Annotated in this window: 17 protein-coding genes and 1 pseudogene; 8 read left to right on the plus strand and 10 right to left on the minus strand. The window is 69.2% G+C overall.

The window, feature by feature from the left end:
• Positions 1-7: 7 nt before the first annotated feature.
• Positions 8-844, plus strand: a complete 837-nt coding sequence (locus IE107_RS20775) for a DUF4419 domain-containing protein (RefSeq protein WP_268246609.1) — start codon at positions 8-10, stop codon at positions 842-844.
• Positions 845-869: 25 nt separating this feature from the next.
• Here the strand turns inward: IE107_RS20775 and IE107_RS20780 are convergent, their stop codons facing one another.
• The 3 genes from IE107_RS20780 to IE107_RS20795 all read right to left on the minus strand — a co-directional run bounded on the left by IE107_RS20780 (position 870) and on the right by IE107_RS20795 (position 4,790).
• A complete protein-coding gene (locus IE107_RS20780) occupies positions 870-2,762 on the minus strand; it encodes an ATP-binding cassette domain-containing protein (protein WP_189545329.1) in 1,893 nt (630 codons plus the stop codon).
• A 447-nt stretch (positions 2,763-3,209) separates the two neighbouring features.
• Entirely contained in the window at positions 3,210-3,974 is a 765-nt protein-coding gene (locus tag IE107_RS20785; RefSeq protein ID WP_189545397.1) for a GNAT family N-acetyltransferase, read from the minus strand.
• A gap of 369 nt (positions 3,975-4,343) precedes the next feature.
• Entirely contained in the window at positions 4,344-4,790 is a 447-nt protein-coding gene (locus IE107_RS20795) for a GNAT family N-acetyltransferase (protein ID WP_229867132.1), read from the minus strand.
• 294 nt (positions 4,791-5,084) lie between these two features.
• Here IE107_RS20795 and IE107_RS20800 point away from each other — a divergent pair, with 294 nt between their 5' ends.
• Both IE107_RS20800 and IE107_RS20805 read left to right on the plus strand, forming a co-directional pair.
• On the plus strand, positions 5,085-5,690 hold the full coding sequence (locus IE107_RS20800) for an acyl-CoA-like ligand-binding transcription factor (RefSeq protein ID WP_189545330.1): 606 nt from the start codon (positions 5,085-5,087) through the stop codon (positions 5,688-5,690).
• Positions 5,691-5,844: 154 nt separating this feature from the next.
• Positions 5,845-7,389, plus strand: a complete 1,545-nt coding sequence (locus IE107_RS20805; RefSeq protein WP_506004915.1) for an MDR family MFS transporter — start codon at positions 5,845-5,847, stop codon at positions 7,387-7,389.
• Positions 7,390-7,507: 118 nt separating this feature from the next.
• Here IE107_RS20805 and IE107_RS20810 read toward each other — a convergent pair whose 3' ends face one another.
• Together IE107_RS20810 and IE107_RS20815 are read right to left on the minus strand one after the other, a co-directional pair.
• Entirely contained in the window at positions 7,508-8,284 is a 777-nt protein-coding gene (locus tag IE107_RS20810; RefSeq protein ID WP_189545332.1) for a hypothetical protein, read from the minus strand.
• Between the two features lie 158 nt (positions 8,285-8,442).
• Positions 8,443-9,279, minus strand: coding sequence for an alpha/beta fold hydrolase (locus IE107_RS20815; protein ID WP_189545333.1), 837 nt, complete (start codon positions 9,277-9,279; stop codon positions 8,443-8,445).
• Between the two features lie 58 nt (positions 9,280-9,337).
• Between IE107_RS20815 and IE107_RS20820 the strand changes: the two genes are divergently transcribed.
• From IE107_RS20820 to IE107_RS20830, 3 genes are all read left to right on the plus strand, one after another.
• A complete protein-coding gene (locus IE107_RS20820; RefSeq protein WP_189545334.1) occupies positions 9,338-9,925 on the plus strand; it encodes a TetR/AcrR family transcriptional regulator in 588 nt (195 codons plus the stop codon).
• A 169-nt stretch (positions 9,926-10,094) separates the two neighbouring features.
• Positions 10,095-10,280 carry a DUF2283 domain-containing protein gene (locus IE107_RS20825; protein ID WP_229867133.1) on the plus strand — a complete coding sequence of 62 codons (186 nt, stop codon included), beginning with the start codon at positions 10,095-10,097 and terminating at the stop codon, positions 10,278-10,280.
• A gap of 353 nt (positions 10,281-10,633) precedes the next feature.
• The gene (locus IE107_RS20830; RefSeq protein WP_189545335.1) at positions 10,634-11,134 is read left to right on the plus strand and encodes a DUF1203 domain-containing protein; all 501 of its coding nucleotides are present in this window, start codon (positions 10,634-10,636) and stop codon (positions 11,132-11,134) included.
• A 723-nt stretch (positions 11,135-11,857) separates the two neighbouring features.
• Here IE107_RS20830 and IE107_RS20835 read toward each other — a convergent pair.
• From IE107_RS20835 to IE107_RS20845, 3 genes and pseudogenes are all read right to left on the minus strand, one after another.
• On the minus strand, positions 11,858-12,634 hold the full coding sequence (locus IE107_RS20835; protein ID WP_189545336.1) for a VOC family protein: 777 nt from the start codon (positions 12,632-12,634) through the stop codon (positions 11,858-11,860).
• A gap of 429 nt (positions 12,635-13,063) precedes the next feature.
• Positions 13,064-13,384, minus strand: a pseudogene (locus IE107_RS20840) (AAC(3) family N-acetyltransferase); the annotation flags it as partial.
• A 427-nt stretch (positions 13,385-13,811) separates the two neighbouring features.
• Entirely contained in the window at positions 13,812-14,333 is a 522-nt protein-coding gene (locus tag IE107_RS20845; RefSeq protein ID WP_189545337.1) for a CGNR zinc finger domain-containing protein, read from the minus strand.
• Positions 14,334-14,359: 26 nt separating this feature from the next.
• Here IE107_RS20845 and IE107_RS20850 point away from each other — a divergent pair, with 26 nt between their 5' ends.
• Positions 14,360-14,863 (plus strand): GNAT family N-acetyltransferase, encoded by a 504-nt coding sequence (locus IE107_RS20850; protein WP_189545338.1) that lies wholly within the window; start codon positions 14,360-14,362, stop codon positions 14,861-14,863.
• Between the two features lie 287 nt (positions 14,864-15,150).
• A complete protein-coding gene (locus IE107_RS20855; RefSeq protein ID WP_189545339.1) occupies positions 15,151-15,588 on the plus strand; it encodes a GNAT family N-acetyltransferase in 438 nt (145 codons plus the stop codon).
• A gap of 189 nt (positions 15,589-15,777) precedes the next feature.
• Here IE107_RS20855 and IE107_RS20860 read toward each other — a convergent pair whose 3' ends face one another.
• A complete protein-coding gene (locus tag IE107_RS20860) occupies positions 15,778-18,579 on the minus strand; it encodes a DUF5682 family protein (RefSeq protein ID WP_189545340.1) in 2,802 nt (933 codons plus the stop codon).
• A complete protein-coding gene (locus IE107_RS20865) occupies positions 18,576-19,688 on the minus strand; it encodes an ATP-binding protein (RefSeq protein WP_072484794.1) in 1,113 nt (370 codons plus the stop codon). Before IE107_RS20865 ends, IE107_RS20860 begins: the two co-directional genes overlap by 4 nt.
• Positions 19,689-19,727 lie beyond the last annotated feature (39 nt).

Below are 19,727 nucleotides of genomic sequence, written 5' to 3' on the forward strand. Positions count from 1 at the left end.
CATCCACCTGTGTTTCACGGCCCACTTGCCCCTGAGCCTGTCACCCGACCTGCTCTGGTACGCCGTCGTGCACGAGACGGCCGTCCATATCCGTCTGAACTCCCGTACGTACGAAGGGGTGTTCACCGGAACATCTGGGGAGCAGCAGCTCATCACCGTCCGCGACGACCTGGCGGCGCTGGACTGGGAGCGCTCGATCAACCTGGTCCAGCAGCCATTGCGCGCCCGGATCGGCGACGACGTGGCCGATCTGTTCCAGCCCGCATTCTCCACCACCACCCCCGGCGACGCCACGGCCGCACTGGTGGCGCTGATGGATGTGGTCAGCCCGTACTACCGCTTCCAGTGGGTCTCGCTCTGCGGAATCCCCCGGATCAGGCTGGAGGGCTCGGGCCGCGACTGGCGTCTTCTGGCCGCCCGCGTACGTGAACTGGAAGGGTGGTTCGAAGGACTGCGGCCGTGGTTCAAGGCCCTGCATCCCGTACTGGACATGATCTGCGCGACAGCCTCGGGGTGGGGAGCCGACCGGAACTTCTGGCGTTCGCTGTACAAGTGGGAGTCGGCGTCCGGCGGCGATCGTGTCACCGGCTGGATCACCACCTTCTTCGCCCACCGGTACACCGACGACGGCCCCCTTCCCAAGCAGTCGTTCGGCCCCGGTACCACCGTGGAGGATGACTTCCCCTCGCACCTCTCGCGTGTCCCGTTCCACTGGGAGACTCCGGCCGGCGTCTTCCCGATGGCCTTTCTGGGTGGTGTGCTCGGCATCACCCGCGACGGTGAGTGGATCCGCCCCCAGCTCGGGCATGCCGTGGTGGAACTGGCCTCGGAGCACCCAGTGTGATCCGTGTGCGGTCAGAGCCGGCCGGTCAACGGTCCAGCGAAAGCGCCAGGAGCTCGGCGAAGGTGCCTCCGGCGTGGACCAGGTCCTCGTACCGGCCCTGTTCGGTGATGCGGCCGTGCTCCATCACCACGATGTGATCGGCGATCTTGGTGTTCTCCAGCCGATGGGTGACCACCACCGTGATGCGGTCGCCTGCGATGGCCTTGATCTGCTCGAAGATGCCGTGTTCGCCGCGCGGGTCCATCTGTGAGGTGGGCTCGTCGAGGATCAGCAGCGACGGTTGGCGGTACAGCGCGCGCGAACAGGCCAGCCTCTGCCACTGTCCGCCGGACAGCTCCGCTCCGCCGAAGAGCTCGCGAGCGAGGAGGGTGTCCAGGCAGTCCGGCAGTTCCTCCACCGCCTCGCGCATCCCGACCGCGTCGACGGCCTCCCAAACAGGTCTGTCGTCCACGGTGCGGGGCTGGCCGAGGGTGACGTTCTCCCGCACCCGCAGCGGCCATTGGGCGAAGATCTGCGGGACCAGGCCCGTGTGGCGCCAGACGGTGGCCGGGTCGACCCCGGCGAGATCCGCTCCGTTCCAGGTCACCTTGCCCTTGTCGGGCAGGTTGATTCCGGTGAGCAGCCGGGTCAGGGTCGACTTCCCGGAGCCGTTCGTCCCGACGATCGCGAGGATCTGACCGCGCCGCAGTGTCAGGGAGACGCCTGCGACCGCCGGTGCCTCCTTTCCCGGGTACTGATAGACGACTTCGTCGAGCCGGATCTCGTCGACCGGACCGGTGACGGCGTGTTTCCCGCGCTTGGGCGCCCGCTCGGCGGCGGCGTCGAGGAAGGCCTGCATATCGCCGAGGTAGAGGCTGGTGTGGAAGACCGCGGCTCCGTTGAGGACGACCTGCGACAGGGCGGCCAGCATGGTCTGCACGGCGAGGACCGCGGTCGCGGCGATCGCGAGCCCGATCCGGCCGGTCACGGCGAGCCAGGCCAGGACGGCCCACGTGAGGACGAGGAAGACGCCGCCGGCCAGCGAGGAGAGCAGGGCGATGCGCAGGGTGCGTGGGGCGGCGGCCAGAGTCCGCCGGTCGCACCGCTCGGACAGCGACCGGTACCAGAACAGCAGGTAGTCGGTCATTCCGTTGGCGCGGACCTCGTCACCGTACTTGGGCGTGGTGGACCACCAGCGCATCATGCCGCGTACGTTGCGGTCGGCGACGTTGGCATAGTGGATCTCGTAGTCCACACGCGCGGTCAGGACGGCGCCGATCCCAGCGGGCAGAACGGCGAGCAGCAGCAATGGCAGCATCGCGGGGTTCAGTACCGACAGGACGCCGCCGGCGGTGGTCATGCGGATCAGTGCGGACATGAGTCTCTGGGCATCGGTGACCATCACCTGGGTACGCAGCACGCCCATCTCCGCGGCCTCCTGCCGGTCCGCGAAGCCGTGTTCCGAGTAGGCCGCGGCCTCGACCCGGCAGACCGCCTCGACCAGGGCGGTGTCCGTCTCGGTGGTCAGCCTCGGAGTGATGCGCCGCTCGGCGTACGTGGCCGTCGCACCCGTCGCCCGTGCGAGAGCGGCCGCGACGGCCACGAGGAGGAGCGCCGGCAAGGCGTCGCGCAGCCGTTCGGCCACGGCACCGGTCCCGAGGATGGGCTTCATCGCCCGCGCTGTCGCCGTCAGGAGCACGGCCGCGGACAGGCCCGTCAGCAATTGGCACCCGACCAGCAGGCGCACCGCCCTGCGGTCCGTCTGCCACGACAGCCGGGCGATCCGGTGCAGGACCTTCGGGATCTGCCCGCACATCTTCCGGAAGGAAACCTCGGCGAGCGGGTTGACCGCGTACTGCCCGCTGTAGCTGAACTCCGCCGGCGGCGGCGGTGGGAGTGGCGCCGTGAGCTGCTGTTTCTCCGTGTCGGTCGAGGTCAACTGAGCTCCCTGAAAGGTCATTCGGGCATGTCATGGAGCTCAACGACCGGGCAGAGCCTTCGAACGCATGTGTTTGAGACGAGATGAGATCCGCATGGCAGAGCGAGAAACGGAGCATGCGGGGTGCACCGACCGTTGCCGCGAACGGAGGTCACTCGGAGCGATCTTGGCCGAAACGCCGCTGACTCCGCCACCGCCCTTGCCTCCGGCGATCAAAACTCGGCTCCCCCACAGCGGTCGGCCGCCGAGGTTCGACAAGACCGACTACCACGGGTCCACGCGGTCGATGCGGCATTGATCGTCTCAAGATGCGCCGGGGCGGTTGCCACGAGGTATGACAAGCTCGCGGTCCGCCACGAGACGACCGTTCTCGTCGCGGCCGTCAACGAGTGGTTGTGACCAGGACCGTTGTGAAAGTGGGCAGGTGGCTTGTGGGGTTCGGGATGTTCAGAGGCTGATGGTGTGTTCGGTGAACTGGCCGCAGGAACGGAATCCCAGGCGGCGGTAGATGGGCTCGCCGTCGGTGGACGCCTGCAGGACGGCGATGCGGTGGTCCCGGTCGCGGGCCGTGTGGAGTGCGGCGAGCGTGATGGCACCGCCGTAGCCGCGTCGGCGGTGGGCGGCCAGGGTGCTGATGTTGTAGATGCCGGCAACTCCCGCGTGATGAAACACTTCCGCCGAGCAGACCGGACGGCCGTCCACGTAGCCGACCAGGTAACGGGCCGGGCATTGTGTATCGAGGGCCTGCGGGGCGGCCTGGGCGAAGAAGCGACGGACGGTGTCAGCGGGCGGGGTCCAGTTCGCGGCGAGAACCCCGGCGTAGTCGGCGAGTTGTTCGGGCGTGGCGACCGTCTGGATGTCCAGTCCGGGGGCGGCGGGCAACGGCAGGGTGTCGTCCAGTTCGGCCCACATCGCCGTCTCGCGTTCGGATGCCGGCAGACCAGCCGCCGTCAGGCGGGCGGTGAGGTCCGGTGGCATCGAGGCGGGCCCGACCCACCAGGAGAAGGGGCGGCCGGTGCGAGCCAGTGTCCGGGCGGTCTCGGTGATACGTGTCGCAGCGGTGGTGGCGGTGAAGCGGGCCGCGGCAACGATGTTGAAGGTGTCGTCGTCCAGGCTGCTGTCGGCGATCAGGAGGTCATCAGTCTCTGTAACGGTCGCACCGCTCATCCTCCGATGCAGATGACAGGCATGTTCCGCCAGATTCCGCTCCATCCTGTCTGTCAAGTCGGCTTCATTGAAAGAACGGACATCCATAACGAGTGATCTCAGCATGACCGGGCGCAAATTGCACGTGCTTTTCGGATCGCTCACCGACGGTGTCACACCGGTGACCAGCACATTCGACACACGCCCCAACGGCCACGACTCACCGCTGCTCGCCCCCGACCCTGGACCTGCTGAACACCCTCGGACCGCTGCCCGACCAGGCCATCGTCCACCTTGACACCGGCTACGACGACGCCAACGCCCGTGCTCCAGGCGATGTCCGGGCCCTGCACCGAGACAATCACCGCGCTCCTCGCAGCGGGCACCCGTCGCAACCACAGCCAAGCCATCTGAGTATTTTGCTCGGCGGTGAAGCTACTGGATCTCGATCCAATAGTGTCGTACGGCACCGAGCTCGGTGTCCCGCAGGCGTTCCGGGACACCGTCATGACGCTCGATCGTCCTTGCCGAGGCGATGTTGTCGATCGCGCACATCAGCAGTACCCGATCCATCCCGAGCACCCGGGCCTCGTCAAGCATCCGGCCCAGCGCCCAGGTGGCCAGTCCGCGCCGGCGCGCGGAGGGCCGGATGCCATAGCCGATGTGGCCGGTCTCCGGCACGACGTCCGTCCCATGTCTCAGCGCGATCCCACCGAGCACCCTGTCGTCCTCGACGATCCATCGGTACATGCAGCTCGTCCGCCGGGCCTGCAGCGGCCTCGCCGGATGCGACTCGGCAGCCAGCCGTGCCACCCAGGCCGCGAACCCTGCCGACGAGTCGACCTCGTCGCAGGACATCAGTCCGAACCCGTCCTCGTGCACACCAGGCCCCACTCTTCATGTGCCTCGAGCCAGGCGGTGCGGAGGCGGACAGTCGGCGCGATCAGTTCAGGCACATGACGACGCTACCTGTGCAGGCGAGCAAGATCTACAGCCGAACGCGCCCGGCGGGCGCCCTCACCGGCGAATCAGCGAACTCCTCTCCGTGGAGGATGATGTACCCGGCCTCGGCGCACGGGACGCTCTGAGCGGCCCACCGGTCGGAGCGGGAAGCGGGTCGGTCCCCCGTCGCGGCAGAATTTTGCACAACACGCAAACTTGCATAGCATGCACTTCATGAGTACCGCCGATCCGCCTCTCGGGCTGCGTGAACGCAAGAAGCGCGCGACGCGCGACGCCCTCGCGGACACGGCGCTGCGCATGGCCGCGGACCGCGGTTTCGAGAACGTGACCGTGGAAGCGGTCACCGACGCAGTCGGCGTATCCGTGCGCACCTTCTTCAACTACTTCCCGTGCCTTGAGGACGCGATCACTCGTCCCGCCCAGGACCACGCCGAGCGGACCCGTCGGGCTGTACTCGACGCACCGGCCGAACTCACGGCACTCATCGCCCTGCGCGAGGCGATCGGCCAGGAGCTCGCCCACATCGAGGAGGACCACGAACGCTGGGAACTCCAGATGACGGTGCTCAGGACGAGTCCCTCGCTGCTGTCCGGCTTCCTGGCCGCCCGGGGCGCGGACGAACGCGCGCTGATCGCTGCCGTGGCCGAGCGTACCGACCAGGATCCCGAGTCCGATCTCCACCCCAGGCTTCTCGCACATGTGGCGATCGCCGCCGCGCGCGCCGCCGTCGAGCTCTGGGTGGCCTCCGGCCGTACCCGTACGTTCCAGAGCATTTATCACGAGGCATTCGCCTCACTGGCTGCGGGCCTGAACGGCTGAAGCGCACCCCTCAAGCCTCCACCAGGGCTCTCACCCGTTGCCCCCGACCATCCGATCAACCGCGAATCCAGAGAATGAGGAACGCCAGCCGATGAGCGCTGCCGTCACACCCGAAACCGGAACGGCCAGTGCGCCCGACGGGACCGCACCAGCCATGACGCGTCGTCACATACTCCAGGCCATGTCAGGCCTGATGGCCGGCATGTTCGTGGCCATCCTGGCCTCCACCGTGGTCTCCAACGCACTTCCCAGGATCATCGCCGATCTGCACGGCAGCCAGTCCTCGTACACCTGGGTGGTCACCGCCGAGCTGCTGGCGATGACGGCGACCGTCCCGATCTGGGGCAAGCTGTCCGACCTCTACGACAAGAAGCTGCTCATCCAGCTGTCCCTCTCGATGTTCATCGTCGGCTCGCTCGTCGCCGGCTTCTCGCACAGCGTCGGTCTGCTCATCGTGAGCCGTGTGGTGCAGGGCATCGGCGCGGGCGGTCTCACGGCGCTCGCCCAGGTCGTGATGGCGGCGATCATTCCGCCGCGTGAACTCGGCCGCTACTCCGGCATCTTCGGCGCGGTGTTCGCCGTCGGCACCGTCGCGGGACCGCTCATCGGCGGGGTGCTCGTGGACACCTCCTGGCTGGGGTGGCGCTGGTGCTTCTTCATCGGTGTACCGTTCGCGCTCCTCGCGATCGTGCTGCTCCAGCTGACCCTGAAGCTGCCCACGGTCCGCAGGGAGGTGAAGATCGACTACCTCGGCGCCCTCCTCATCATGAGCGGGGTCAGCGCGCTGCTGCTGTGGGTGACCCTCGCGGGCAACCGGTTCGACTGGGCGTCGTGGCAGACCGCCGCCCTGGTCACCGCCGGTGTGGTCCTGCTGGCCGCCGCCGTGCTGGTCGAGTCCAAGGTCCAGGAACCGATCATCCCGCTGGACATCTTCCGCAACCGCACCGTGACGCTGACGACCGTGGCGAGCCTCCTGGTCGGCGTGGCCATGTTCGGCGGCACGGTGTTCCTCTCCCAGTACTTCCAGATCTCGCTCGGCAAGTCGCCGACCATCGCGGGCCTGATGAGCCTGCCGATGATCCTCGGTCTGATGATCTCCACGACCGTCGCCGGGCAGATCATCTCCGCCCGGGGCAAGTGGAAGGGCTTCCTGATCGCAGGCGGCATCATCATGACCGCGGGCATGGGCCTGCTGTCCACGATCAGCGCGGACTCCTCGTTCGGGCTGCTCAGCGTCTACATGGTGGTGCTCGGCGTCGGCGTCGGCATGCTGATGCAGAACCTGGTGCTGGCGGCTCAGAACGACGTCCCCGCGTCGGAGCTCGGCGCGGCGACCTCGGTGCTGTCGTTCTTCCGCAGCCTCGGCGGAGCGATCGGCACGAGCGCGCTCGGCGCCGTGCTCAGCCACCGGGTGGCGAGTGAGATGGCGAAGGGCTTCGGCGGGGCGGCGGACAACGGAGGCGCCGGCCACGGCGTCCCCGACCTCAGTACCCTCCCCGAACCGGCCCGGCAGGTGGTCGAGCACGCCTACGGGGTCGCGACCGCGGACGTCTTCCTGATCGGAGCCCCCTTCGCGCTGCTCGCCCTGATCGCGGTGCTGTTCATCAAGGAGAAGCCGCTCAAGACGCAGAGCGGCATGGAACGGCTCGCGCAGGAGAACGCCGCCGCGACAAAGGCATCGGCGACCCCGGCGCACTGAGCCCGGAGGATACGAGAAGGAGAACACGGGCCGCCGTGACCGGCCGGACTCCGCGGACGCGCAGCATATGGCGCATGCGTGAGGACGTGCCGCGCACGGCGGTCCGCGTTCTCCGGTGTCAGCCGGCGGGAGGGGCCGGCCATGCGCCCGGCCGCGCCCCGCGCCCGGGTTTCCTCCCGGCGGCGCGGTTGCTGATGAGCGCCTGCCGGATCTGCGCGGCGCTCGCTCGCGCATGCGCCGAGGTGGAGACCGCGTCGGCGGTGGCGGGTACGAAGCGGTGGGCCGGCTGCCGGCAGTACGGGCAGGGTGCACCGTCGGCGAGGAGGTATCCGTCCTCGCACGCCCGGTTCGAGCAGGCGCCCGGGCTCACCAGGGCCTCGGCGATCTCCTGGGGTGCCCAGCGGCGACGGTTCTCCTCGTCGCGCTCGTGGATCGCATGCGACCAGCGGTTGCTCCAGCGCCTTTCGATACGGTCGAGGAGTTGGGCTGCCGTCCGGTGCGCGAGCTCTTCGAACAGAATATCGGGCAGGGTGCGCGGTACCCGGTGTCCGAGGGCCTGGAGCAGTGGCTGGGGAAAGCCCTGCATGATGAAGCGCATCGGGTCGTTGCCCGGACTCTGCTTCCACTGCTGGCAGTGGCAGACGCCACCGTCCGGCAGTGGCTTGTGGCAGCGGCTGCACAGTCCGCGGCAGTCCAGGCAGATCCCGTCGCTGAGCCCGTCCAGGTGCGGGGCCGGCGCCCTGCCGCATTCACGGCAGCAGGCCGCGCACAGGCCGCAGAGCCGCTCGCTGCCCTGCTGGGTCGTCCAGTTCCGCTGCTGGCAGCGGCAGCACAGGCTGGTGTTGCAGTAGTCGCTGTGCTCGCCGTTGTGCCGGCCGAGGGGAGCGAAGGACAAGGTGCTTCCTCTTTTCGGGCTGGGGCGTACCGACGAAGCGGGTGCGGCTCGGCGGCCCCTCCCCCGCATGGTGAAACTCCGTACAGCCTAGTGAACCCCCACCGGACCGGACGGACCGGGGAAACGGCACCGGCAAATGACGGGCATGCCTCTCGCCCTCAGGCGCTCTCCCCGATGAACCTGCGCAGTTCGCGGGCGAGTGCCGCCGGGTTGTCCAGGGGGACCAGCGTCCCGGCCCCAGGGATCTCGACGTACTGCCCCTGCGGCAGCAGTTCGGCGAGGCGCCGGCCGGTCTCGGGCGGCATCATCCGGTCCTCCGCGCCCCAGGCCACGAGCGCGGGCCGGTCGAAGTGCCGCAGCCGTTCGGCGGCCCGCAGGTAGGTGTCCTTCTGCGTGGAGCGCAGGAAGCGGGCGAGGTCCCGGCGGATCGCCCGGTCGGTCAGCAGCGGCCGGTACCAGCGGCGCACCCGCTCGTACGGGATTCCGTGCGCCGTCATGCCGCCCAGTGAGCTGCCCGTCGCCACCAGGAAGGGCACCCGGAAGGACTGGAGGAGCAGGAACAGCCCTCCCGGCACTCGGCTCGCGGCCACCAGGGTGCGCCCCTGGACGCCCGGCGGGTAGTTGTCGAGCGCCTCGCAGGAGGTGAGCACCAGCCGGGCGATGCGTTCGTCGCGTACGCCGGGCAGGAGCTGGGCCGTGCCCGCGTCGTTCTGCACCAGTGTGACCCCGCGCAGGTCCAGCCGCTCCAGGAACTCGGCGAGCAGGTCCGCCACGCCCTGGGCCGACAGGTCCGCGGACGGACGCATCGGGCGACGGTGGCTGCCGAGCGGCAGTACGGGGACCACCACGCGGAAGTCGTCACGCAGCTCCGCCACGAGGGCGTCCCAGACGGAGCCGTCGAAGGCGAGCCCATGGACGAGCACCACGGTCCCGCCCGTGCCGTTCCCGGTGTCGGTGTACTCGATGGTTCCGGCGCTCAGTTCGATCTCCGGCATCGCATGGCCTCCCCGCGACTGTTACTTGATAGACCGATCTAGTGAGAGACTATCCGGCATGAGAATCACCGGCGACACCAGGCAGCGGATTGTCACCGCCGCCACCGAACTCTTCCGGCGGCAGGGCTACGCAGCGACCGGCATGAAGCAGATCGTCTCGGAGGCAGGGGCCCCGTACGGCTCGGCGTACCACTTCTTTCCCGGCGGCAAGGCGCAACTCGGCGAGGAGGTGATCCGGACCTCCGGAGCCGCCTACCTGGAGCTGATCGGCAGCCTCTTCGCCGACCCGGACACGGATCCGGCAGCCGCCACCGCCGCCGCCTTCACGGGCGCCGCCGAGACGCTCCGGGAGCTGGACTTCACCGACCCGTGCCCGATCGCCACCGTGGCGCTGGAGGTCGCCAGTACCCACGAGGGGCTGCGCGGCGCGACGGCGGAGGTCTTCGCCTCGTGGATCGAGGCCCTCGCCGGCTTCTACGCCGGTACGGGCATGGCGGCGGACACCGCCCGGGACACCGCGGGCTCGGTGATCGCCCTGCTCGAAGGATCCTTCATGCTCGCCCGCGCCGCCCACGACACGACCCCGGTCCACACGGCCGCCCGCGCGTCCGCCGCCATCGTCCGCGACGCCCTGGGATCCGGCTGAGTGGTGTCGGCCGGGCGGCGGGAACCCGTCTGCCCGGCCCGGGAGTTCACACCACCCGACCAGCGCTCGATGGCTGGCTCCGGCTGCAGCCAGGGGCCTCGCACCCAAGGTCGGCCAACACACAGAGCGAAGGATATTTCTGATCGAATACGACGTATCGGCAAATACAGTGCATATCCACCTGGTCGACAGGATCAGCTCGGGTGGAGCCGTTCGGCAGGAGCCTGCCGTCGAAGGCACTACGGCGGTACTCGACTGCGATGCGCAGGGACGACTTCTGGGCATTGAACTGTTCGATGCCAGGCGCCGGTTGCACCCTGATCTGCTGGCCGTGGCCGAGCGGATCGACGGCTGAGGCCTGCGGGAGCGCCCCGGCCGCGCTCCTGCCACAGTCAGGCGGTGGCCACGAGCAGGTCCTCTCCGCCCGACGGGCGGACAGCGGTCAGTTGCTCCGCCCAGGACTCGCCGACCGCTCGGGCCTGGATTCGAGCACGATCACCGGATCAGCGGGATCCGGCCGTGGGAATGGCGGCGGACGGACTCGGACGCCGTTCAGCAGACGGAGCGGACGGAGCGGGCGAAGTCGATGCCCTCGGCTCCTGGGGCGCCCGACTCCCCCTGGTGACCGTCCACCACGGGGCCGGCTTCTTTCAGCGCGATGTCCGATTTCCGCCAGCTCGGGAACGGGAGTCTGCGGATGCTGGAGCCATGACCACGACCTATGAGGTGCGGGCGATCGACCCCACCGTGCTGAAGCGGCTGCGGGATCGGGACGACGCCGGCCGCACCCGGGAACCCTTCACCGATCCGGAGGGCGGTGCACCGCTGCGCTGCTGTCTGCGGCACAGCGAACCCGGTGAGCGGATTGTCCTTGTCTCGTACGCGCCGCTGCAACGCTGGGCGTCGGACACGGGTGCCGAGCCGGGCCCGTACGACGAGCGCGGCCCGGTGTTCGTTCACGCCGAGGAGTGCGAAGGGGCGGCCTCCGGATCCGCCTATCCGGTCGAACTGCACGGTGCCCGCCGTGTGTTGCGCTCCTACGATGCCCGGGGGCACATCATCGGCGGACGACTGATCGAGATCCCCAAGGAGCGGGCCTCCGAGGTGGATCACGCGTTGAGCGCGGTCTTCGCCGATCCGGATGTGGCACTGGTGCATGTCCGCGCAGTGGAGTTCGGCTGTTTCATGGTCGAAGTCCGTCGCCGGTAGACGAGGAGTGGGGGCCGGGCCCGCAGCGCCCGGCTCCGCGCCACCGGATACCGCCCGGCAGCGCGATCTGCGGAAGTCGCGATCAGCCGGAATCATGCGCCTGCACCGCCGACAGCGCGGATACATGGTTCCGGCGCCGCTGGGGGTGAGAGCACTCGGGCCTGCGACAGCCTCACCCACCCGAGCTGCGCAGATACTCCACGTCCCAGCGGCACGCCCAGCCTGCCGCACGACCCGGCGCCCCGACAGGCGTTGAATCGCAGGTCCGTACACGTATCTGTGCGCTCGGACCCTCTCACCCGCTCGGCGTCGGCATACCTACCGGTGGCGGGGACGGCCATACGCACGGCCGAACCGACGCCGGCGCTGCGGCCGGTGCCGAGGGGTACCTATGGATCCTGCGAGGATTCGAGAGGGGAGAGGTTTCCGGGTGCCGGGTGCCCGGCGGGTGGGGGTGCTGCCCGGGCGCAGCCCAGCGGCTTCGATGACGGCCTGGTACGCGGTGAGGGAGGCCAGCGGCGGCGCGCCCGCCCGGACACTGCCGAGCCCGGCCTGCTCCTTCGCGAAGGAAGGAGTGTGAACGGGCCGACCATGTTCTCGGCGTGCGAGCCGACTCCGTACGGGTGGGGCAGCGTACTGGAGTCTGTGACACGTACCGCCGGACGAGCATCCCTGGCCGCGATCAGTTGTACGGCGGTCTGTCAGGGCCCTGGAGGGGCGGGGTCATGGGCCGGAGACGGTGAAGAGCGCGCCGTCCGGGTCACGGATGATGAAGGCGTCCTTCGGGGGGCCGTCGCGTGGCGGAACCCACGATGATTCGCCCCCGGCGTCGACGGCTGCGGCTGCGGCCCGTGTGCTGTCCTCGACGCGGAAGTCTACGACCCACCGGGGCCGGATTCTGGGGTCCGCGGCGGTCTCGATGCCTCCGCCGCGCAGAGTGGCGACGGTACGCCCTTCGAGCTTCACGCGTACGTGGTCCTGCGCGTAGTCGACCGTACAACCGCCGGGCGGCTCGGCCCAGCCGAAGACTTCCCCGTAGAAGATGGCGGCCTCGAAGGCATGGCGGGTCTGGAGGTCCAGCCGCGCCGGGGCGCTGCCGTGCCCCACCGGCCAGGCAAGGGCCGTGCCTTCCCAGATGCCGAAGACGGCCCCGTCGCGGTCGGCGGCGATCGCCGCACGGCCCACGGCCAGTTTCACGGGCCCGACGGCGAGCGTGGCACCGCGCTCCCTGATCCGGTCGGCAGTCTCGTCGGCGTCGTCCACCGCGAAATACGGGGTCCAGACAGCGGGAGGGCTGCTGGCGGGAGAGCAGCAGCCGATCCCGGCGACGGGCCGGCCGTGCGCCACGGCCACACAGAAGTTGCTGCCGAGGGCACTGTCGACGAATTCCCAGCCCATGACGGCGGCGTAGAAAGCCTGGGCGGCATGCAGATCGCCCGCCAGCAGGCTGACCCAGCAGGGAGCTCCGTTTACGGGCCTGATCCTTCCGAGGGCCGGCATTCGATGCTCCTTCGGTTCCGCTGCCGATGACTCATGGGCTCCACCCAGACGTTCGCAAACAGTTCCTCCACCTCGCGATCGTCCGCCGTGAGTTCCGCGATCATCTGGTCCTCGGGTCGAACATCACCTCCGGTTCCTCGGGGCCGGCCCGCTCCATGAGGAGCAGCACATCGAGGTCGGAACGGACCGGACCCCGAGATTCGCCCCTGCCTCCCCTGTCTCCACAACTCACCGTCCCATGGTGTCCGCCGGTCGGTGACGGACACGTGGCTATCGGCAGGGTCGAGTTCGTGATCCAACGGTGTACCCCGGGCTGCTTCCCCGCATCTCAGCACCCTGGCTTTCGCGCCCGATCCCGCGCCACGACCGGGTAAATCGGTCCCCACCAGCGACGGAAGGACGTGAGGACACCCGGAAACGGCGTGTCAGTGCGAAGGACGCCTGCGGATGACAACTACGGACGGCGCCCGGACAGTTGCGGACGGTCTCCGGGATGACGCCGACGCCCAGGGTGGGTGTGGTCCGTGCGTCGAAAGGCGGCATCGAGGCGTGTATGTCCGCCCACCACGCCTCGGGCACGGGTGGGTTCCCCCAGTCCGCCGGATCCGAATTCCCACCGGAGTGGGTCGGCACCACCAGGGTCCCGCCGTCGCCGAGGACATCGAGCAGCGCCGAGACGACGACGGCGGGACCGCCGCAGACCCAGCCGAGCGAGCTGAGCGAGGAGTGCACGAGAGGCGCCGTGCGCAGCGAGAAGCAGCACGGCGAGCAGTGGGGCCTCGATCCCGTGCGGGCACGAACAGCGGGGCGGGCAGGTGGTCGGGGGCCACCCCGACGCCTCCCATGGCTCTCGCTCCCTGCAACGCGCCGCCGGTGGCGACCTGGGCGAGGCCGTCGGCACGGACCGGGATCCGGTAGGGGGCATCGAAGGTGAGGATCACGATGCCGTGGCCGGTGCAGTTGATCCCGGCTGTGGTGAGGCGGTCCCGGAGCAGGGGCCGCGGCCGGTCGAACAGCACGGCGACATCCGGGACGCGGACGTAGTACTGCTCCGCCTCCCTGGGCCGGTTCGTGGTCGAGGAACCCCTGCCAGGCGGCAAGCCGGTCCGGCCACCGCGCGCCGGGCCGGCCGGATCGGGGCGCCCCGTCGCTCGGCCCGGATACGGTCGGAACGCGGTCATGGCACCGCTCGCGCGCGGTGCCGGCGTACCGCGTCCCGGTTGGCGCACCTCGGGGAGCAGTAGCGCTGCCGTCCGGTACGGGATGTGTCGGCGAAGATCGTGGTGCACCCGGTCACGGCGCACCGCCGCAGCCGGTGCATGCCCCGCCCCGCGAGGTGCAGTGCGGTACCGACGGAGATCAGTGAGAACAGCATGGAGCCGAGCGGCTGCCGGTCGTCGCGGTAGTGCAGGTGCCAGCCGTCTCCGGCGTGGTCGGTCAGCCGCGGGTAGGCGGCGGCCGCCGACAGCATCCGGTTGAGCAGCTCGGCGCGCTCGAGCTCGTCGTCGGCATCGACGACCTTCTCCCACGCGTCCAGCACTTTCCGGGTGGCGTCGAGGTCCTGCGGCGTGACCGAGCGCTCCACCACCAGGCCGGCGGCGCGGCAGCGGTCCGCGAGTTCCCCGGCATCGGCCGGGCGCCGGTTGGCCAGATCCGCGGCAAGGTTCACAACATCCTCGCCGTAAGGGTTGAGATGCATAAGGCCATTACATCAACGTGGTCGGCATGAGACAACGCACTGAAAACCGCACTGAAAACCACGACTATGTACGGCAGGCGGTGGAGGACGACATCCCGGAGCTCGTACGACTGCGGGAGATGTTGTTCGAGAACCTCGGCGGCTACTTCTTCAGCCCAGTGTCGGGAAGCGGCGCGTGGTTGGACACCCTGGCCGTGGTGCTGAAAGAGCAGCTGACCTCGGATGCCGTACGCGTCCTTGTCGTGGACGGTGCGAGCGGCCTGGCAGCCTGCGCCATCGGCACCATCGAGCAACGGCTGCCCGGCCCTCACCTGTGCAACGGCCGCATCGGACAGGTGATCGGTGTGATCACCGACCCGGGATACCGGCGCCTCGGATACAGCCGCTCGCTCATGCGGGGCCTGCTCGACTGGTTCCGGGAGAGCGATGTCGCCCGGGTCGACCTCTACGCCTCCGCCGAAGGAGAACCGCTCTACCGCGAACTCGGCTTCACCAACCACCCCGACCCGTCGCTGTACTGGCGCCCGTGACCGATGGGCGGCTGCCCATCAGTTGCGCCTCTCCCGGTCCGAGTCGCGTTCGACACGGAATCCTGGTGTCGGCTCAGACTTCACCCGTCGGGTGCAGTCGGGCGAACTCCCCGGCGGACATGCGCATCATGACGAGGTCATGTGTCGTCCGGTAGAGAACGAGCCGACGGTGCAGTACCAGCGACGCCTCGTTGTGGGTGAGGGTCCACGCCTGACTCCGGTGGAACCACCGACTCGTGCGGTCTGCCACCCACCGTGCTCGCGGACTCGTCGGTAGGGTCGCGTCCATGAGCGTCGAAGTGGAGGTCGTCCGCGGGGCGACCGACGAAGTGGTCGAAGCGGTCTCTCGTCTTCTGCCCCAGCTTTCGAGGTCGGCCGACGTGCCCGACCGGGAGTCGGTGGCCCGGCTGTTGCGCAGCGATGCCAACACCCTGCTCCTGGCCAGGGTCGAAGGCCGTGCGGTCGGCATGCTGACTCTGATCATGTTTCCGTTGCCGTCGGGGCTTCGCGGCCGCATCGAGGATGTCGTGGTCGACGAGGTGGCCCGGGGGCACGGTGTGGGAGTGGCGTTGACCGAGGAGGCACTGCGCCTGGCCGACGCAGCCGGGGTTCGGACGGTCGACCTCACCTCGCGTCCGTCCCGGCAAGCGGCGAATCGGCTGTACGAGCGGCTGGGATTCCAGGCCCGCGATTCCAAGGTCTACCGGTTCGGGGTGCGGCCGTAGCAGGGCGAGCACGCGGCGCGCACCATCATCCACTCGACTCGGCTCGACTCGGCTCGGCTCGGGGCGGCGAGGAGATGCGCTGAGTCGCGGCACGGGGCAGTCGGCTGCTGTACAGCCGACTGCCCCGTGGGCGGCGCGGACGGTGCCACCGTCGGCGGAGCCGTCGTGCAGGCCATGGCTCGCCCCAAGTCACGCACCGGCCAGCAGTGCCTCCAGCGCGACGGCGGTATCCGGATGGCGACCGGCCAGTGCCACCCCTGCCGGACCGGAATCCGTCGTCTCCCACGTCCCCTCGCAGCCCAGCAGACTCGCCACCGCGTCGCATGTCGCGGGGTGCGCGGCGAGCAGCGGGCAACCCTCGCCGCCCTTCGCGCGGTTCGCCGCAGGCGCTGCTTCCGGCTGCGGCTGTGCCCGCCACGGTGGCACCCACGCGTCCAACGCCGCGAGCCGGCCGGGAAAGGTCCGCCCGGCCTCACGGATCAGCAGGGGCGCCAGCTCCGAGCCGCCCGATCGCAGAGTGGTGATCAGGGTCGGCAGCCATGGCAGGAGCACCGGGTCCGGCAACCGCCCGAACGCGTTGGACACCGCCTCCACCACGAAGTCGGTGAGGCCCGGGACGGGATCCAGCGCCTGCACGAAGCCGCTGAGGTAGCGCGGATAGGCGGGCACCACCAAGGGATTGCCCAGCAGTTCGTCGCACCTGGCCCGGAGCTCGGCGCGGGAGAGATGCCCGAGCTGCACCTGGGCCGCCCACAGCAGAGCCGTCTTCGACGACTCCTCCGGGTGCGACTGGACCACCGCCAGTTCCAGTTGGGTCCGGTCGCATCCCAGCGACAGCGCGAGGCTCTCCATGCTGAACAGGAAGCCCAGCATGGCCGCCACCTGGCGAACGGTGGCGTCCTCATCGGTGAACGCCGTCGGAAGCAGGGTGCAGTAGTGGGCATACCCGGCTTTGACGAAGGACTCGATCCAGGGCGGCAGCACCGGCTCGCTGGTGCGGTAGTACGCCAGCAGCCTCCGTATCCGGCGCAGCACCTCCGGTGCACCGTCGACGCTGCGTTCGGCCGACAGCACCTCCAGGGCGTGGGTACCCAGTTCGTCGGCGAGACGGCGGCTGCGCAGGTACAGCGTCGCGTCCTCGACGGCTTCCAGGACGGTGGCCGCAGTGGCGCGCCGGTCGTACGCCGTGCGGCGCAGGCGCTGCTCCAGCACCTGCTCGATGCTGACACCCTCGTAGCCGAGCTCGATGAGCGCACGCTGGTGGGTACCGAGCGCGAGGTCCCACGACTCCTGGATCGGCCGCTCCCCCAGCTTCCGTTCGCCCATGATCGGGCGTGCGGCTCCTTGCGGCATCAGCTGACGCAGCATCCACAACACGTCGGAGCAGCGCTCCAGTTCCGGCTGGGAGGCGATGTCCAGCAGTGCCCGCTTGACACCGCCCTGCTGCAGCTTCAGACCGAGCGGCGCGAGCCGGTCGTGCACGTCGCGGGCCAGGGGCGGCAGCGCGTCGTAGCCGACCTGGCCGACCCGGTCGCCACCCATCATGATCTCCACGAGACGCCGCACATCGCGTCGGCCGGGCACGGTGTCCTTCTCGATACACGTGACGGCGGCGTCCTGGAAGTCGTACGGCGTGGGCCTGGCTCGGTCACGCATTCCGGCCAGCAGGATCGAGGTCTCGAACACCGCGATGGCGTCGGCGGTGGAGGAGAGGTAGCCGTTGCGGCGGGCGGAGCGCACGATCTCCACCGACCAGCCGAGCAGTTCGGCCTCGTCCAGCCGGTCCAGGACGGGCGGTTGCTGCAGGAAGCCGGTCAGCTTGTCCGAGGGCGGAAGATCCGGTACGGGATCCGTCGCAGCCACGGCCTTCCTGGCCCTCGATTTCTTCGCGCCCGCCTGTCCCGCCAGACGGTACGGCTCCACACGTGTGCGCCGGACGTTCTTCGCCCACACGGTCGCGGCGATCGACACCGAGCCGGCGGCGAGACCGAACTGCGCCTCGATCGCCGCATGGCTGGACGGGATCAGGCCGTGCTGCCACGTGGTGGCAGTGGGCGGGCTGATCTCGAAGGTGTCCGTGCCGTGGACGCCGAACTCCGCGACGCGGCTGGCAGCGTGGAACGCGCCGCAGACATAGAGACAGTCCGCGGGATCGGCGCCGGTGGCGGCCAGGTGTTCGCGCATCCTGGTCCACATGTGGCGTTCGCGGTCCTCGTCCACGCGGACCCGCTGGGGGTCGCCGGGTGCGAGTCGCCGGAAGAGGCTTCCGATCAGGAGCATGACCTGGCGGTAGGTGTCGTGGTCGCTGTCCCCGAGCGGCAACTCGACGTACTGGTGCCACCATTCCGACCAGTGCCGCACCTTGCCGTGGCGCAGCAGGTGCTCCTCCAGTTCGGCGAAGCGCGGTCGCAGGTCGCCGATCTCCACGCCGACCGCGTCGCCGTGCAGCGCGGCCTCCTCCTCGACGGGAGGTGCGTCCGGGCCGGTCGGCTCGGTGGCCTCCGCTCCTCGCGCATCCCACTGGAAGACGTGGTCCGAGGAGCGGTCGACGAGGACCAGCTCGACGCCCGGCGTGTCCAGTGCGTAGGCGATCGCCTGGTATTCCGCGGAGGCCTCCGTGATCGGTGCGACCACCGACAGCGGGGACCACTCGGCCGGGAAGCCGTCGACATCGGTCGCGAACGACTGGACCGCCACCGGGAGCTTGCAGTTGCGCAGTTCGGTCAGCAGCGGTGCCATGTCCTCGCACAGCTCCAGGTACACGACTTTGGGCTGCTTCTCGCGCAGGCGGCGAGCCATGGCGATCGCCGAGGCGGGCGAGTGGTGGCAGACGGGGAAGATTTCGAGCGGCTCGCGGACCGCGTGGTCCACGTCGTCGACGATGCCGAGGAGGATGCCCTCCAGGGCGTCGGGCCCGTCGGCGAACGTCGCGGCGGCTTCCTGAAGCTGGGCACGCAGCCCTTCGAAGGTTCCTTCGTGAGTGCTGCTCATGACAGGGTGGCGATCGCGTCGCGGCCGCCCTCCAGGAACTCCGGCCAGGATCCGCCCTCTTCCTTGCTGCGCGGTTCGACGACGCCGTGCAGGTACTTGTTGAGGATGGCCAGGTCCTCGGGCTCGCGCCGGGCCAGCGACCCCACGAGCGAGGAGGCCAGCGTGCGGGCCGTCAGGGCGCGTTCGCCGAAGAAATTGCTGTGCAGCACGGCGTCCTCCAGCACACCGATCTGCTCCGCGGTGGACAGCGCGGACTCCAGCTTCTCGTCGTCGCTGCCGGCCGCGGCAGCCGAGGCACGCAGGTCCGCGAAGCTCTGCAGCAGTACGTCGAGGAGTGTCGGCGGCACTTCCAGTTCGATCTGGTGGCGGCGGAGCAGTTCCTCGGTACGGAAGCGGACGATCTCCACCTCGCTCTTCTTGTTCGTCACCACCGGGATGCGGACGAAGTTGAAGCGGCGCTTGAGCGCCGAGGACAGGTCGTTGACGCCTCGGTCACGGCTGTTCGCGGTGGCGATGATCGAGAAGCCGGGCTTGGCGAAGACGATGCTGTCGCTGTCCAGTTCGGGAACCGAGATGTATTTCTCGGACAGGATCGAGATCAGCGCGTCCTGCACGTCGCTGGTGGAGCGGGTGAGCTCCTCGAATCGGCCGATGGCACCGGACTCCATCGCGGTCATGATCGGTGAGGGAATCATCGATTCCCGCGACTGGCCCTTGGCGATGACCATCGACACGTTCCAGGAATACTTGATGTGGTCCTCGGTGGTGCCGGCCGTGCCCTGCACGACCAGCGTGGAATTGCGGCAGATCGCGGCGGACAGCAGCTCGGCCAGCCAGCTCTTGCCCGTGCCGGGGTCGCCTATGAGCAGCAGGCCGCGGTCCGAGGCGAGCGTGACGATCGAGCGCTCGACGAAACTGCGGTCGCCGTACCACTTCTGCGAGATCTCCCGGTCCAGGCCGTCGGAGCGCTCGGAGCCCAGGATGAACAGACGGACCATCTTCGGGGACAGCCGCCAGGAGAAAGGCTTGGGGTTGTCGTCGATGGACTCCAGCCACTCCAGTTCCTCGGCGTACTTGATCTCGGCGGGGGCGCGCAACAGGTCGGACATGACAGGGCCTTTCTGAGTTTCTGAGCGTTGAACGTCTGA

The organism is Streptomyces gelaticus, assembly GCF_014649535.1.
Classification (GTDB): domain Bacteria; phylum Actinomycetota; class Actinomycetes; order Streptomycetales; family Streptomycetaceae; genus Streptomyces; species Streptomyces gelaticus.

What these genes read in the sequence shown, in the direction of transcription:
- IE107_RS20785 (WP_189545397.1), bottom strand. Translation starts at nt 3,974, where the DNA reads ATGGAGCGGAATCTGGCGGAACATGCCTGTCATCTGCATCGGAGGATG.
- IE107_RS20800 (WP_189545330.1), top strand. Translation starts at nt 5,085, where the DNA reads ATGAGTACCGCCGATCCGCCTCTCGGGCTGCGTGAACGCAAGAAGCGC.
- IE107_RS20805 (WP_506004915.1), top strand. Translation starts at nt 5,845, where the DNA reads ATGACGCGTCGTCACATACTCCAGGCCATGTCAGGCCTGATGGCCGGC.
- IE107_RS20815 (WP_189545333.1), bottom strand. Translation starts at nt 9,279, where the DNA reads ATGCCGGAGATCGAACTGAGCGCCGGAACCATCGAGTACACCGACACC.
- IE107_RS20820 (WP_189545334.1), top strand. Translation starts at nt 9,338, where the DNA reads ATGAGAATCACCGGCGACACCAGGCAGCGGATTGTCACCGCCGCCACC.
- IE107_RS20830 (WP_189545335.1), top strand. Translation starts at nt 10,634, where the DNA reads ATGACCACGACCTATGAGGTGCGGGCGATCGACCCCACCGTGCTGAAG.
- IE107_RS20835 (WP_189545336.1), bottom strand. Translation starts at nt 12,634, where the DNA reads ATGCCGGCCCTCGGAAGGATCAGGCCCGTAAACGGAGCTCCCTGCTGG.
- IE107_RS20845 (WP_189545337.1), bottom strand. Translation starts at nt 14,333, where the DNA reads ATGCATCTCAACCCTTACGGCGAGGATGTTGTGAACCTTGCCGCGGAT.
- IE107_RS20850 (WP_189545338.1), top strand. Translation starts at nt 14,360, where the DNA reads ATGAGACAACGCACTGAAAACCGCACTGAAAACCACGACTATGTACGG.
- IE107_RS20855 (WP_189545339.1), top strand. Translation starts at nt 15,151, where the DNA reads ATGAGCGTCGAAGTGGAGGTCGTCCGCGGGGCGACCGACGAAGTGGTC.
- IE107_RS20860 (WP_189545340.1), bottom strand. Translation starts at nt 18,579, where the DNA reads ATGAGCAGCACTCACGAAGGAACCTTCGAAGGGCTGCGTGCCCAGCTT.
- IE107_RS20865 (WP_072484794.1), bottom strand. Translation starts at nt 19,688, where the DNA reads ATGTCCGACCTGTTGCGCGCCCCCGCCGAGATCAAGTACGCCGAGGAA.